At 63.3% G+C, this 13,223-nt stretch carries 13 protein-coding genes and 1 pseudogene; 9 read left to right on the top strand and 5 right to left on the bottom strand.

Annotated elements, in window-relative coordinates; translation table 11 throughout:
* Window positions 1-244: 244 nt before the first annotated feature.
* From LB553_RS07645 to LB553_RS07635, 3 genes are all read left to right on the top strand, one after another.
* Window positions 245-613, top strand: a complete 369-nt coding sequence (locus LB553_RS07645; RefSeq protein WP_224512047.1) for an Hpt domain-containing protein — start codon at window positions 245-247, stop codon at window positions 611-613.
* Between the two features lie 97 nt (window positions 614-710).
* Window positions 711-1,031, top strand: a complete 321-nt coding sequence (locus tag LB553_RS07640) for a 2Fe-2S iron-sulfur cluster-binding protein (protein WP_041000712.1) — start codon at window positions 711-713, stop codon at window positions 1,029-1,031.
* 292 nt (window positions 1,032-1,323) lie between these two features.
* Entirely contained in the window at window positions 1,324-2,355 is a 1,032-nt protein-coding gene (locus tag LB553_RS07635; protein WP_224512280.1) for an NAD(P)/FAD-dependent oxidoreductase, read from the top strand.
* Window positions 2,356-2,569: 214 nt separating this feature from the next.
* Here the strand turns inward: LB553_RS07635 and LB553_RS07630 are convergent, their stop codons facing one another.
* Together LB553_RS07630 and LB553_RS07625 are read right to left on the bottom strand one after the other, a co-directional pair.
* Window positions 2,570-4,048 carry an MDR family MFS transporter gene (locus LB553_RS07630; RefSeq protein WP_224512046.1) on the bottom strand — a complete coding sequence of 493 codons (1,479 nt, stop codon included), beginning with the start codon at window positions 4,046-4,048 and terminating at the stop codon, window positions 2,570-2,572.
* A 206-nt stretch (window positions 4,049-4,254) separates the two neighbouring features.
* Window positions 4,255-4,875 carry a DUF922 domain-containing Zn-dependent protease gene (locus LB553_RS07625; protein WP_224512045.1) on the bottom strand — a complete coding sequence of 207 codons (621 nt, stop codon included), beginning with the start codon at window positions 4,873-4,875 and terminating at the stop codon, window positions 4,255-4,257.
* Window positions 4,876-4,959: 84 nt separating this feature from the next.
* On the opposite strand from LB553_RS07625, the gene folP reads away from it, so the two are divergent.
* The 3 genes from folP to folK are packed head-to-tail and all read left to right on the top strand — an operon-like array spanning window position 4,960 to window position 6,672.
* The gene (gene folP / locus LB553_RS07620) at window positions 4,960-5,814 is read left to right on the top strand and encodes a dihydropteroate synthase (RefSeq protein ID WP_224512043.1); all 855 of its coding nucleotides are present in this window, start codon (window positions 4,960-4,962) and stop codon (window positions 5,812-5,814) included.
* 2 nt (window positions 5,815-5,816) lie between these two features.
* A complete protein-coding gene (gene folB, locus LB553_RS07615; protein WP_224512041.1) occupies window positions 5,817-6,176 on the top strand; it encodes a dihydroneopterin aldolase in 360 nt (119 codons plus the stop codon).
* Complete coding sequence (gene folK, locus LB553_RS07610; RefSeq protein WP_224512039.1) at window positions 6,160-6,672, top strand: 2-amino-4-hydroxy-6-hydroxymethyldihydropteridine diphosphokinase; 513 nt, start codon at window positions 6,160-6,162, stop codon at window positions 6,670-6,672. Before folB ends, folK begins: the two co-directional genes overlap by 17 nt.
* Before the next feature lie 70 nt (window positions 6,673-6,742).
* Here folK and LB553_RS07605 read toward each other — a convergent pair.
* Both LB553_RS07605 and LB553_RS07600 read right to left on the bottom strand, forming a co-directional pair.
* A pseudogene (locus LB553_RS07605) lies at window positions 6,743-7,291 on the bottom strand (DUF924 family protein).
* A 9-nt stretch (window positions 7,292-7,300) separates the two neighbouring features.
* Window positions 7,301-9,136, bottom strand: coding sequence for a monovalent cation:proton antiporter-2 (CPA2) family protein (locus tag LB553_RS07600; RefSeq protein WP_224512037.1), 1,836 nt, complete (start codon window positions 9,134-9,136; stop codon window positions 7,301-7,303).
* A gap of 139 nt (window positions 9,137-9,275) precedes the next feature.
* On the opposite strand from LB553_RS07600, the gene LB553_RS07595 reads away from it, so the two are divergent.
* The 3 genes from LB553_RS07595 to LB553_RS07585 all read left to right on the top strand — a co-directional run bounded on the left by LB553_RS07595 (window position 9,276) and on the right by LB553_RS07585 (window position 12,170).
* Entirely contained in the window at window positions 9,276-10,259 is a 984-nt protein-coding gene (locus tag LB553_RS07595) for an AraC family transcriptional regulator (RefSeq protein ID WP_224512035.1), read from the top strand.
* A gap of 60 nt (window positions 10,260-10,319) precedes the next feature.
* Window positions 10,320-11,528, top strand: coding sequence for an MFS transporter (locus LB553_RS07590; protein WP_224512034.1), 1,209 nt, complete (start codon window positions 10,320-10,322; stop codon window positions 11,526-11,528).
* 375 nt (window positions 11,529-11,903) lie between these two features.
* Window positions 11,904-12,170 carry a hypothetical protein gene (locus LB553_RS07585; RefSeq protein WP_040982305.1) on the top strand — a complete coding sequence of 89 codons (267 nt, stop codon included), beginning with the start codon at window positions 11,904-11,906 and terminating at the stop codon, window positions 12,168-12,170.
* An 89-nt stretch (window positions 12,171-12,259) separates the two neighbouring features.
* Here the strand turns inward: LB553_RS07585 and LB553_RS07580 are convergent, their stop codons facing one another.
* Complete coding sequence (locus LB553_RS07580; protein WP_224512031.1) at window positions 12,260-13,156, bottom strand: LysR substrate-binding domain-containing protein; 897 nt, start codon at window positions 13,154-13,156, stop codon at window positions 12,260-12,262.
* Between the last annotated feature and the right edge of the window lie 67 nt (window positions 13,157-13,223).

The raw sequence follows: 13,223 nt of genomic DNA, 5'->3' as shown, positions 1-13,223 counted from the left end.
CCCGATTCTGGCTTGTCTATCCCGAGCAGGAGGCTGAAAAATGGACCTTCGTATCGTAATGACACACAGGGGTAAAGAAAACATGCATTCAGGGCGATACGTAAAACTTTAAATATAAGGTTAACGGAAGCGTGATCCGGCCGCCCCCGTGACAACATTTTTCCCCTGCAATCGTTAACCCGTTGGCGACCGGAATCGCCTATTTCCTGGGCCCGTCTGCCCGCTTGAGGGAGTTGCAGTGCGTATGCGTGGCGAAACTGGTATTGCGTTTTCCATGCCGGGGGGAGATGTCTCCGGAACGGCCGGAGCCCGACCTGTGGACCTCGGTCATCTGGCACGTCAGACAATGGGCGACCGCGACCTCGAACGGGAGGTGTTGGCGCTGTTCGTGCACCAATCGCTCACCGTCCGCGACCAGATCGCCGATGCCGACATCAGGCAGCGGGTGCTTCTGGCGCATGGCTTGAAGGGCTCGGCGCGCGGCATCGGCGCCTTTGCGGTTGCCGACTGCGCGGCGATCATCGAAAAGCAGCCCGAGGACGTGCGGGCGCTCAAGCGGCTCGGCACCCTGATCGAGGAAGTGCGCGATTTCATCGCCGGCATCAGCCGCTAGCGTTATCTTTTGAAAACGTCATTTCGTGGCGCTTTCGCGCCGCAGTTGACTTGTCCGGTGGAGTGATTATCTCGGCTGCGACTCCTCAGGTGACTTAATGACCAAGCTGACCTACATCGCCCATGACGGGACCCGATTTGACGTGGACGCCGAAAACGGCTCGACGGTGATGGAAAACGCGATCCGCAATGCGGTGCCCGGCATCGAAGCCGAATGCGGCGGCGCCTGCGCCTGCGCGACCTGCCATGTCTATGTCGACGAGGCCTGGACGGCCGAGGTCGGCGAGCCGGAGGCGATGGAAGAGGATATGCTGGACTTCGCTTACGATGTCCGGCCGAATTCGCGCCTCTCCTGCCAGATCAAGGTGCGCGACGCGCTTGACGGGCTGGTTGTTCGGGTCCCCGAGCGGCAGGGCTAAGGCGTGTCGATATTCAGGTGAGGCCGGCCTGCAAATGGCGACTTCCCGCGCTTCCGGTGCTCACGTACTTTGAGGGCTCCGGCCTTCGCCGGCCGAAGGCCTCATAAGGGCCTCCGAATTGTGAAGGCTACGGCCGGCATAGGCCGGTTCTCGGAAGCCACCATTTTCGACTCGGCCTGACCTGAATCTCGACACACCTTGGCTGCTTCCCAATATTCTTTCGCGCTGGCTGCTTGGCAGCAGGCGATAGCTCATGCAGTCTCGCACCGTTTTTGCCAACGGGGCGCAGCGCATGACCGAGACCATCAAGACGGACGTTCTCATTGTCGGGGCAGGGCCGGTCGGCCTGTTCGCCGTGTTCGAGCTCGGGCTGCTCGACATGAAATGCCACCTCATCGACATTCTCGATCGCCCCGGCGGGCAATGCGCGGAGCTCTATCCGGAAAAGCCGATCTACGACATTCCGGGCTGGCCCAAGATCTCGGCCCAGGGTCTCGTCGACAAGCTGATGGAGCAGATCCATCCATTCAAGCCGGAGTTCACCTTCAACCGCATGGTCTCGAGCCTTGAAAAGCTGGAGGACGGCAGTTTCCGCGTCGCCACCGACGAAGGCGAGCTGTTCGAGGTCAAGGTGGTGGTGATCGCGGCCGGCGGCGGCTCGTTCCAGCCCAAGCGCCCGCCTATTCCCGGCATCGAGGAGTATGAAGGCAAGAGCGTCTTCTATTCCGTCCGGCGCATGGAGGAATTTCGCGGCCACGATCTCGTCATCGTCGGCGGCGGCGATTCGGCGCTCGACTGGACGCTCAACCTGCAGCCGATCGCCAAAAGCGTGACGCTGGTCCATCGCCGCCCGGAATTCCGGGCCGCGCCCGACAGCGTCAACAAGATGTATGCCATGCAGGAGATGAAGCAGCTCGAATTCCTGGTCGGTCAGGTCAGCGCCCTTGCCGGCGCGGACGGCCAACTATCGTCGGCGACCATCAAGGGCGGCCCGGATGGCGACGTCGAGGTGCCGTGCACCCGTATGCTGCCGTTCTTCGGCCTCACCATGAAGCTCGGGCCGATCGCCGAATGGGGCCTTAACCTGCACGAGAACCTGATCCCGGTGGATGCCGAGAAGTTCCAGACGTCGGTCTCGGGCATCTTTGCGGTGGGCGACATCAACTGGTATCCCGGCAAACTCAAGCTGATCCTGTCAGGCTTCCACGAGGTGGCGCTGATGGCGCAGGCGGCCAAGCGCATCGTCAGCCCGGGCGAGCGTATCGTCTTCCAGTACACGACGTCATCGACCAGCCTGCAGAAGAAGCTCGGCGTCCACGACTAAGGCGTATTGAATTCAGGTGATGCCGGCCTGCGAACGGCAGCTTCCTGCTCTTCCGGTGCTCACGTACTTCAGGTACGCTCCGCTCCGGCCTTCGCCGGCCGAAGCCCTCATCAGAGTCTTCGCTCTACGAAGCCTACAGCCGGCGTAGGCCGGTTCTCGGAAACTGCCCTTCTCGACTCGGCCTGACCTGAATCTCAACACACCTTCAAGCGATCTACTCCGCGAGCACGGGCGCGGCGTTCTCGTCGTGGCCGCGCAGTTCCTTTTCCGGCATCAAGGCCAGCGTGATCAGCGCCAGCACAAGGATGATGCCGGCGGTAAGGAAGATCATCACGAACGGCGTCGCCGATGTCAGCTGGATGTGCGTCTGCGGGCCTTCGGCGGCCAAGGGCAGGCCAAAACCCAGCGCAACGGCGCCCAGCATGGCGACGCCTAGCGCGCCGCCCAGCGTGCGCAGGAAGGTCAGGACGCCCGTCGCGACACCGAGATGCGCGCGGTCGACCGCGTTCTGGACCGAAACGGTGCTGACGGGAAAGGTCGTGCCGCTGCCCAGGCCGATCAGCGTGGTAAGGATTTCGACTTCGAGCAGCGAGGCGTGTCCCGCAATGGCACTGAGCAAGCCTATGCACAGGATTGCCAGGCAGATCCCGATCATGGCGATGCGCTTGTAGTGGACGAAGCGTGGTATCATGCGGCCACTGAAAGTGGCGCCGGCAACGGTGCCGAGCAGCAGGCCAAGCATCGCCGTGCCGGATTCGCTCACGGAAAGCCCGACGACCGATTGCAAATAGACCGGCAGGTAGACCGACGCGCCGATGTTGGCGGCCTGCAGCAGGAACATCGACAGCGTGCCGGCGAGCACGATCGGGTTGCCCAACACTTCGAGCGAAACCAAAGGCTCGGCCGCCCTCAGCAGCCTCAGCGCGAAGAAGAACCAGAACACGGCAGAGCAGGCCACGAGCCCGAGAATCTCCGGTGAGAACCAGGGATAGGTGCTGCCACCCCAGCTGAGCGCCAGGAGCAGCAGCGTGGTCGCGATGACCAGGAGCACCGCCCCCAAACCGTCGATGCTGTGATGTTTGGCTGCGATCGGCAGCTTCTTCAGCGGGTTGTTGACGATGGCCATGGCCAGGAAGCCGATCGGCAGGTTGATCCAGAAGATCAACGACCAGTGCAGGTGTTCGGCAAAGACACCGCCGAGCAGCGGGCCGGCGACACTGGCCACCGCCCAGGTGCCGGAGATCCAGGCCGCGTAGCGGGCGCGCTCGCGCGGCGGCACGAGATCGCCGATGACCGTCTGGGCCAGCGCGAAGAGACCGCCGCCACCGGCGCCCTGGATGGCGCGGCCGATGATCAGCACCAGCATGTTGGGCGCGAGCGCGCTGACCAGAGACCCGAGCAGAAAAATGAGGATGCCGGCGTGGATGACCGGCCGGCGTCCATAGACATCGGAGATCTTGCCGTAGAGCGGCGCCACGGCCGTTGCGGTCAAAAGATAGCCGGTGACGATCCATGGCAGGTACTCGGCATGGCCGAGCGCGCCCGCGATCGTCGGCAGGGCGGGGGCCACGATGGTCTGGTCAAGAGCCGCCAGCAACATCGACAACAGCACGCCGCCGATGATGGTATTCTTCTCGCTCTCGCTCATCAGCGGCGCGGCTTTCGGTGCCAACGTCTCGACGGTCTGATCCATACGTCGTTCTTTCAAAGGCTGATGCTTGGCGCGCCAAACGGCTCTTGCCGGTCGCGCCTGTCATTTCTCATCGTGGATAGCGGCTCGAGCGTTTGGAACCCGCTATATGTCGTGCGATATAGACCGATTTCGACCGTCCTTTGAAAGTTTTCCCGGTCTGGCACCATGCTTGGGCGAAATTGGCCTCGGATAAGGCTTGCCTCAGGTCAAGGCGGCGGCAGTTGCCCGGCTTCGACGCGCTGCATCCGGTAGCGCATCAGTCGGAGGATACGGCTTTCGAAATTGACGCTCTCGACGCGGTCGAAGCGGACCTGGTCCTGATCGTGCCTGGCGAGCTCGGCTGCCTGGACCGCAGCGGCCTCGAGCTTCGCCTGCTCGCAGGTCTTTTGCGGCGGGAGTGCCTTCAGCGCATCCTCGAGCAGGCGCGCATGGTTCTTGGCGATCTCGACATGGCGCTCCTCATGCCGCTTGATGTCGGCCGAGAGCGTGTCCCAGACCAGCCTGACGCCGGGATCGGATTTGCGCGGGCGCCGCCATTCGGGGAGGATCACCTTGACCTTCACGGTGACGGCCGCGTCGGCGATGCGGCAGGACCCGGCGCTCTGCGCGTAGCTGATGCGGGTCGTGAAGGCCATCTGCGTGGCGCCCGGGTGCCGCGAGCCGGTGCTCTTCACTTCGGGCCCGTTTTTCGAGAGCTGGTTCTGGATATCGTCGAGCGTGCGGCCGCCGACGCTGAAATAGCTGTAGGTCTTCACCAGATTGGCCGCGCCCGCCGGCAGGGCGGTGATCGAGAGCATCAGGGCGCAGAGCAGGGAACGGTTCATCATATTGCCTCTTCACGCACCTTGCTTTAGGGCCGTCGCCAGCGCAACGGAATTGATTTCGCGCGGATCACGCATGGTTGATGGACAATGACGATAAGGCGATGGCAGTTGGCGCATGGACGCTATCTCGACCTCGGTCCGAAGGCGGTCGTCGCCGGCATCCTCAACGTGACGCCCGACAGCTTTTCGGACGGCGGCTTGTTCATCGCGCCCGAGAAGGCGCTGGAGCAGGCGCGCCGCATGGTCAAGGAGGGCGCGGCCATCATCGATGTCGGCGGGGAATCGACCCGGCCGGGTTTTGCACCGATTGCCGCCGAAGAGGAGCAGGCGCGCGTGCTGCCGGTCATCGCGGCGCTCGCCGCTTCCGGCGACGCGCTGATTTCGGCCGACACCTATCGCGAGGATACGGCGCGGCGGGCGGTCGCCGCCGGCGCCCATATCGTCAACGACGTCTGGGGGCTGCAGCGTGAGCCTGGCATTGCGCGCGTCGCCGCCGAGACCGGCGCCGGGCTCGTCATCATGCATACTGGACGCGAACGACAGAAGCTGCCCGACGTGATCGAGGACCAGTTTCTTTTCCTGCGCAAATCGCTGGAGATCGCGCGCACCGGCAAGGTTGCCGACAGCCAGATCGTGCTTGATGCCGGCTTCGGCTTCGCCAAGGAAACGGCGGAGGAAAACCTCGACCTGATGGCGCGGTTTTCCGAGCTTCAGGCGCTCGGCTATCCACTGATGGCGGGGACCTCGCGCAAGCGCTTCATCGGTACCGCGACCGGGCGTGAGCCGGGCGAGCGGGCAGCCGGCACGGCGGCCACCAGCGTCATCCTGCGCTTGAAAGGAGCCGACCTCTTTCGCGTCCACGATGTCGCAATCAACGTGGATGCGCTGGCACTGACCGATGCTATGCTTCAACGCGAAACCGAGCTTGCTCCCGGACACTGATCATGTACGTCATCCGCATGAAGAACTGTGCCTTCTTCGCCCGCCACGGCGTGCTGGACGAGGAGGAGACGCTTGGCCAGCGTTTCTATGTCGATGCCGAGCTGACGGTCGAGCCCAGCCGGCCGCTGACCGAAGATTCCATCGAGGACACCGTCAATTACGGCCTCGCCTTCTCGGTCATCGAGAAGATCGTGACCGGACATCGCCGCTTCCTGATCGAGGCGCTGGCGCTGGAGGTGGCGAAGGCGCTGACGACCCGGTTCTCTCAGATCAGGAAAGCCGCGATCACCGTGCGCAAACCGAACGCCCCGGTGCCGGGCGTGCTCGATTATGTCGAGGTGACCGTTGTCTGGCCAGAATAGCGCCGTCTACCTCAGTCTCGGCGGCAATCTCGGCGATCCGGCGAAGTCCATGGGCGCGGCCTTGCGCATGCTGGACGGCGACGATCAAACGCGTATTACCGCCGTCTCCTCGCTTTACCGCACGCCGCCCTGGGGCAAGCTTGACCAGCCCGATTTCCTCAATGCCGCCGCCGCGATCGAGACGGCGCTTTCGCCACGCGCGCTGCTCGAGCTTTGCCTCGACGTCGAGAGGCGGTTGAAGCGCGTGCGCGAGGAGCGCTGGGGGCCGCGCCTTATCGACATCGACATCCTGGTGTTCGGCGACCGGGTGATCCATGAGACCGGGCTCGAAGTGCCGCATCCGCGCATGCTGGAGCGCGCCTTCGTGCTGGCGCCTCTGGCCGAAATCGCGCCAGGGCTTTCGGTCGGCGGCAGGAGCGTGTCGGAACGGCTCAAAGCCGTCGACACGTCCGGTATCGAGCGGCTGCCGTCGGGCCGGGAATGGTGGCTGGTCTGATTTTGAATTGTCGCAATTCCGGACGGAAAACCGCTCACACTTTTCCTGGAATTGCTCCAAAGCCGACCGGTCAGCCGGAAAAACCGCCGCCGTCCAAGAATGCCTGCTCCTCGGCCGTCGTCTCGCGGCCGAGCATGCGGTTGCGGTGCGGAAAACGTCCGAAGCGCCGGATGATCTCCAGATGCTCCTAGGCGTATTTCAGATAGTCGGGCGCCCTGGCGAGCGTTAGCTCGACCGACCGTTGCTGGTCCGCAAGCACTTCGGAATGCTCGAAGGGCAGGTAGAGGAAGACGCGAAACAGTTCTTCCAGCTCAAGGTCCTGACCGGCGGCGATTGCCCTGTCGGCGAAGTATCTGGCCAGCGGATCGGTCGCGTACACGTGGCCGGTGCCGCGGAAGCAGTTGCGTGGAAACTGGTCGAGCAGGATCATCAACGCCAGCGATCCTTCGGCATGCGCGCTCCAGTCATCGCATTCACGCCGCGCCGCCGCGTAATGCAACTCGAGAAAGCGGCTGCGGAAATCGGCGTCGAAGGCGTCGCTCTTTTCGAACCAGGCGTCCTCGCCGGCGTCGCGCCAGAATTTGATGACCGAAAGCGCTCGTGGATCAAGCCCTGCCATATTTGCCCCTCAGTTCTTGGTCTCTGCCTGGTTCAGCACGACGGCGGTTTCCTGGTTCAGCGCGCGGCCGGCGCGGCGCGGCTGGGTAAGCGGCGTCGGGATCGGAGTGCCTATATTGCCCTTGAGGAAACGCTGGCCGGCGCGCACGCCCTCGGCCAATTGCGTCTCGAAGCGCGCTTCGTCGCGGCGTCGCACATCCTCCATGACTTCGGCGACCTCCTCGGGATCGACGCCCAGCGCTTCCAGCGCGGAGCCGCCGAAGACCAGCGCCGATTCGAAGGTCTCGCGCAGCTGATAGTCGACGCCGGCGCGTACGAGCTGCAGCGCAGTGCCGCGGTCGAAGGCGCGCGCCAGAATGGTGACCAGCGGGAATTCGGCCTTGATCAATTGGGCGATGCGCACGGCGGCGTCGGGCTTATCGACGCAGATCAGCACCGCGCGGGCGCGCCCGGCGCCGGCCGCATGCAGGATGTCCAGCCTCGTGCCGTCGCCGTAATAGACCTTGAAACCGAAATCGGCCGCCGCCTGGATCATCTCCACCTCGTTGTCGATGATCGAGACGTCCATCCCGCGCAGCAAAAGCGGCTGGCTGGCGATCTGGCCGAAGCGGCCGAAGCCGATGATCAGCACGCTGCCGGTGAGGCCGTCGGCGATGTCGACGCCGTCGAGGGACTGCTCGTCACGCGGGGTGAGGTAACGGAGCGCCAAGATCGCGAGCGGCGTCAGCACCATTGAGATGATGACGATGGCAGTCAGCGTGGCGTTGGCCTGGCCGTCGATGATGCCGACCGCGGCAGCGGACGAATAGAGCACGAAGGCGAACTCGCCGCCCTGCGCCATGAAGACGGCGCGTTCGAGCGCCTCGCGATGGCCGCTTTTCAGAATGCGCGCGACGACGTAGATGCCGAATGCCTTCATGACCATGTAGGCGACGACATAGATGGCGATGAGCCGCCAGTTCTGGGCGACGACGCCAAGGTCGAGCGACATTCCGACGGCGAGGAAGAACAGGCCGAGCAGAATACCGCGGAACGGCTCGATATCGGCTTCGAGCTGGTGGCGGAAGGTCGATTCCGACAACAGCACGCCGGCGAGGAAGGCGCCCATGGCCATCGACAGGCCGGAAAGCTGCATGGCCAGGGCCGATCCCAGCACCACCAGCAGCGCCGCGGCGGTCATGACTTCGCGGGCGCGGGCATCGGCCAGGATGCGGAAGAGCGGATTGAGCAGGTAACGACCGGCCACGACCAGCCCGACGATCGCCGCGATGCCGATGCCGACTTCGGTCAGCCGCTCAGAAAAACTGGTCTCGGCGCCGCCGGGCGCAAGGAACGCAATAAGCGCGAGCAGCGGCACGATCATCAGGTCTTCGAGCAGCAGGATGGAGACGATGCGCTGGCCTTTCGGCGTGGCGATCTCGCCGCGCTCCTCCAACAATTGCATGACGATGGCCGTCGAGGTCAGGACGAAGCCGGCGCCGGCGACAAAGGACTGCGCGATCGGAAATCCGCCGGCCAATCCGACGAGAGTAAGCAGGACTGCGCAGACGCCGACCTGCAGCGCGCCAAGTCCAAAGATCTCGCGGCGCAGCCCCCAGAGCCGCGACGGCTGCATCTCCAAGCCGATGATGAACAGGAACATGACGACGCCGAGCTCCGCGACGTGGAGGATCGCTTCCGATTCAGAAAAGATGCGCAGGCCGAACGGACCGATGACGACGCCGGCGGCGAGGTAGCCGAGGATCGAGCCGAGCCCCATGCGCTTGAAGATCGGCACGGCGACCACGCCGGCAGCAAGCAGCGCCACCACTTGCACCAGATCGCTGTTCGATGCCTCAGCTGCCATGCCTGTCATCCAGTTGCTCAAGCACTCCTTGCATGCACAGGGAGGGAGAGGCAAGGGCGGGCGGACTGACTTGAAGGGTAGGGTGCCGTTGAAGCGGCCTCCGCTTGCCTGCCGGACGTTCGGCATATACAGTAGCCGAATGCCTGACTATTCGTCCCGCCCGCCTCTGCATATCCCGATGGATGCGCTCAGTGAAGTCCTGCAGGACTTTCGCTTGAGTGGGGTCAACTATGGCCGCTGCGAGCTCCGGCATCCATGGAGCATCGCCTTTCCGCAACAGAAGCTGCTTCGCTTTCACTTTGTCGGCCAGGGTCCATGCTGGATTTATACCGAAGCGGAAGGCTGGCAGGAGTTGCGCGATGGCGATCTGGTGCTGTTGCCGCAAGGCCTCGCCCACCGGTTGGCCAGCGCGCCGGACGTTGCAGGCGACTCGCTCGAGAGTTGCCACGTGACCAAGTTGGGAAGCAATGTCTGTGAGGTGGTGCGGGAAGGGACGGGAGCGACAAGCACCCTTTTCTGCGGCTCCATGGCCCTGGGCGCCTGTGCGCTCAATCCACTGATCACGTTGATGCCACCTATTATCAAAGGGTGCGATGTGGCCGGCAACGATCCGGTCGTCGGTCCTTTGCTGGCGGCTATGACGGCCGAGGCCGCGCAACCGCAGATGGGCAGCGCCACGATTCTGTCCCGTATGGCGGACTTGCTGACCGCCCGGCTCATCCGCTGCTGGGTCAATTGCACTGGGGCCTCGACCACCGGTTGGCTCGCCGCCATCCGCGACCCTCATATCGGCCGCGCGCTGGCAGCCATGCACCGAGACCCCGGCCATAACTGGACCCTGGAAAGCCTTGCCGGCCTGGCAGGCCAATCGCGCTCGATTTTCGCCGAGCGCTTTAGCGCTGTGTTAGGGGAGGGCGCTGCCCACTATCTTGCCCGTCTGCGGATGCAGCTTGCCCGCGAGTTGCTGGGGCAAAACGGCCTGTCGGTTGCCGAGGTCGCTACCCGTTTGGGCTATGATAGCGAAGCATCCTTCGCGCGCGCGTTCAAACGCATCACCAATGTCTCGCCGGGCGTTGTGCGCCGCACAATTTCCGGACGAACGGACATGAATTTCGGATTTTAAGGTACATATCATCCGAAACGACTCGTCTATTGAAGACCTCCAAACCTTGGAGATTTTTCAGTGACAGACATGACGTTACAGCTTGAAGACGCGGCGATAGACCTCGATGACGCCGCGCCAGCCACGTGGCACGCAGCTACCTGGTTTGCGGTCATTTCATTGGCGGCCACCAGCTTTGCCCTGGTATCAGCCGAATTTCTGCCGGCAGGCCTGTTGACGCCGATGGCGCGGGACCTCGGCATCAGCGAAGGAACCGCCGGACAGGTCGTCACCGCCACGGCTTCAGTCGGCGCGGTGACGGCCATGTTGAGCAATGTTCTCATCGGCCGATTGAACCGCAAGACGGTGCTGGTTGGCCTCAGCGCCTTGGCGGTCGGTTCCAACCTCCTTGCCGCGCTGGCGCCCAATTTCTGGCTGTTGCTGCTGGGCCGGGCCGGGCTCGGAATCGCTCTCAGCGCATTCTGGGCACTCTCGGTTGCCGTCGTGGCCAGGCTAGTTGGCGCCAATGCGACAGGTCGGGGCATGGCTATCGTCACCCTCGGCGTCTCGCTCGCCACCATTGCCGCGCCATCGGTCGGTGCGTTGATCAGCGACTGGCTGGGATGGCGCAGCGCCATGGCCTTGACAGCGGGGCTGGCAGTGATTGCCATGCTGCTGCAGTTGGTTAGCCTGCCGACCCTGCCGGCCACGGCCAGCAATAGTCTTGCGGATGTATTTCGGCTGACACGGCGGCGTGGCATTCAACTCGGCATGCTGGCCATTCTTTTGCTGATGACAGGGCATTTTGCCGGCTCGGTCTATGTACGCCCCTTCCTCGAACATGTGACGCTCCTGGCGACCGCGCCAATTGCCTTGGCCCTGCTCGGATTTGGCATCGCCGCTGTGATCGGCAATATTGCCGGCGGCCGCATGGCCGATGCCAATATCCGCATGGCGCTCGCGGGCAACGCCGCATTGATGGCGTTTGCGGCGCTGGCATTGGTGCTTTGGGGCGTGCACATCGCCGTCGCCTTCGCATTCGTCACCATTTGGGGCTTGGCCTTCGGCATGGCGCCGGTCGTGCTGCCGACCAATCTGTCCCGCGCGGCGCCTGATGCGCTGGAAGCAGCGGGTAGCCTGATGGTCGTCTCTTTCCAGGTTGCCATTACCATTGGTGCGGTTCTCGGCGGATATGTCGTGGACACCTATGGTGCCTCTGGACCGTTGACCATTACCGTCGTCCTTGCCGCATTGACGGTCGTGCTGGCGCTGCTACAGCCTCGCGGGTGAACTTTGCTCCAACTGACATGGAGCGTCTCATCGTTTCACGAAAACGGTGAGACGCACTATCTCTTTGTTTTCGGGGCTGAAAACCGTTTCGCACATTTCCTGGGATTGCTCTAAAGCCGTCGCGTCTGAATGGCCTCGTACGACGCGCTTTAGCTTGTTGCTTTATGCCTGTCGTCGACCCAAAACCGCTGCGCGCTTTGGGCGACATGCATCGGGCGGCCTCAACACGGACGCCGCGACGTTGCAACCTGATTACACAAGTTTATGCGGCCCGGTCGTTGCGTCACGCCACAATCAGCGGTTATGGCACGTTCGGCTTCGGCTAGTGGAGGCAGCGGCGATGGGCGGCTGCCTTTTTTTGAGGAGATGATTGACATGAAGAAGTTTTTGCTCGTTGCCGTGGGTGTTGCGGCGTTGGCCGGTTCGGCTTGCTCCAAGGGGCCGGAATGCACGCAGGAAATCGCCGCCAAGAAGGCGCAGGACATGGCTGCCGCGCTCCAGGAAGCCATCACCAAGGATCCGAGCAAGGCGGCCGATCTGACCGCCAAGGTGCAGGCCGTGACGACGAAGTATCAGGGCGCCACGACGCTCGACGAAGCCTGCAAGGCCTATGACGAGCTGACCGCCACCATCAAGGGTTGAGCAACGCTTCAGGACGTGGAAGGGCGCTGGCCATCGGCTGCCGCCTTTTTTGTTGCGCGCCGTTTTGGACGGCGGACCTTCCCGATGTGCTACGCGATACCCATTGCGCGCTTATGGTCGGTGATCTCGGCGAGCAGCCAGTCCTGAAACAGGCCGGTTCCGGGCTTGTTCCCGATGCTGCGGCGCTGATGCAGATAGATGCCGGCGGGGTAGGTGTGGCGGGCGCTGAAAGGAGCGACAAGCTTGCCTTGCTGCAGAAGGTCCTGCGCCATCATGGTATCGGCCAGAGCGATCCCCGCGCCGTTTATCACCTCGCGCATGATCAAGGTGCAGTCGTCGAGCGTCGTGCTGGATTTCGGCGTGGTGTCCAGAACGCCCTCCTGCTCCAGCCAGCGCCGCCAGCGCATGCTCTCGCATTCGTGGATCAGATGATGATTGACGAGATCGGCGGGCGTTCTGAGCGGCACCGGTCCTTCGAGCAGCGAGGGCGCGCAGACCGGGGTCAGGACCAGCGGGATCAGCAGCGTCAGGGCCGGGCCGGCCTTGTAGACGAACTCGTCAACAATGGCCAAATCGAAGTTGGCGCGCTTGCCCGAGGTAGAGATCTCCAGGTCCACGGCTGGATGCTGCTTGCGGAAATTCGGCAGCCGGTCCGCCAGCCAAAGGTTCAGGACCGCCGGTACGCAGAGAACCCTGACACGCTGCGTCCTGCCGTGACCATGGACGAAGCTGACATCGTCGGTGGCACGCCAGATGGCCTCGAATGCCTCTGAGAGAGAGCGCGCATAATATGAGCCCCTGATGGTAGGCGTAATCTGGCGAAAGCCGCGCTCGAACAGGTCCTGGCCAAGGTTCTTCTCAAGCGCGCGGATGTGGCGGCTGACGGCCGAAGGCGTCAAATGCAGCTCTTCCGCTGCATCCTTGATGCTGCCGAGACGCGCGGCGGCCTCGAAAGCGCGCATGCCATTGAGTGAGGGCAGGGCCATTGGCCGATCATGAAATGTCAGTTGAGTTTTTGTCAATCGACTTGGGCAAAATTGGCGTTTGATCGCC

The sequence above is a fragment of the Mesorhizobium sp. CA8 genome (assembly GCF_020164955.1).
GTDB lineage: Bacteria > Pseudomonadota > Alphaproteobacteria > Rhizobiales > Rhizobiaceae > Mesorhizobium.
The sequence above is the reverse complement of the archived record's forward strand: the minus strand, read 5'-3'. Positions and strand labels throughout refer to the sequence as shown.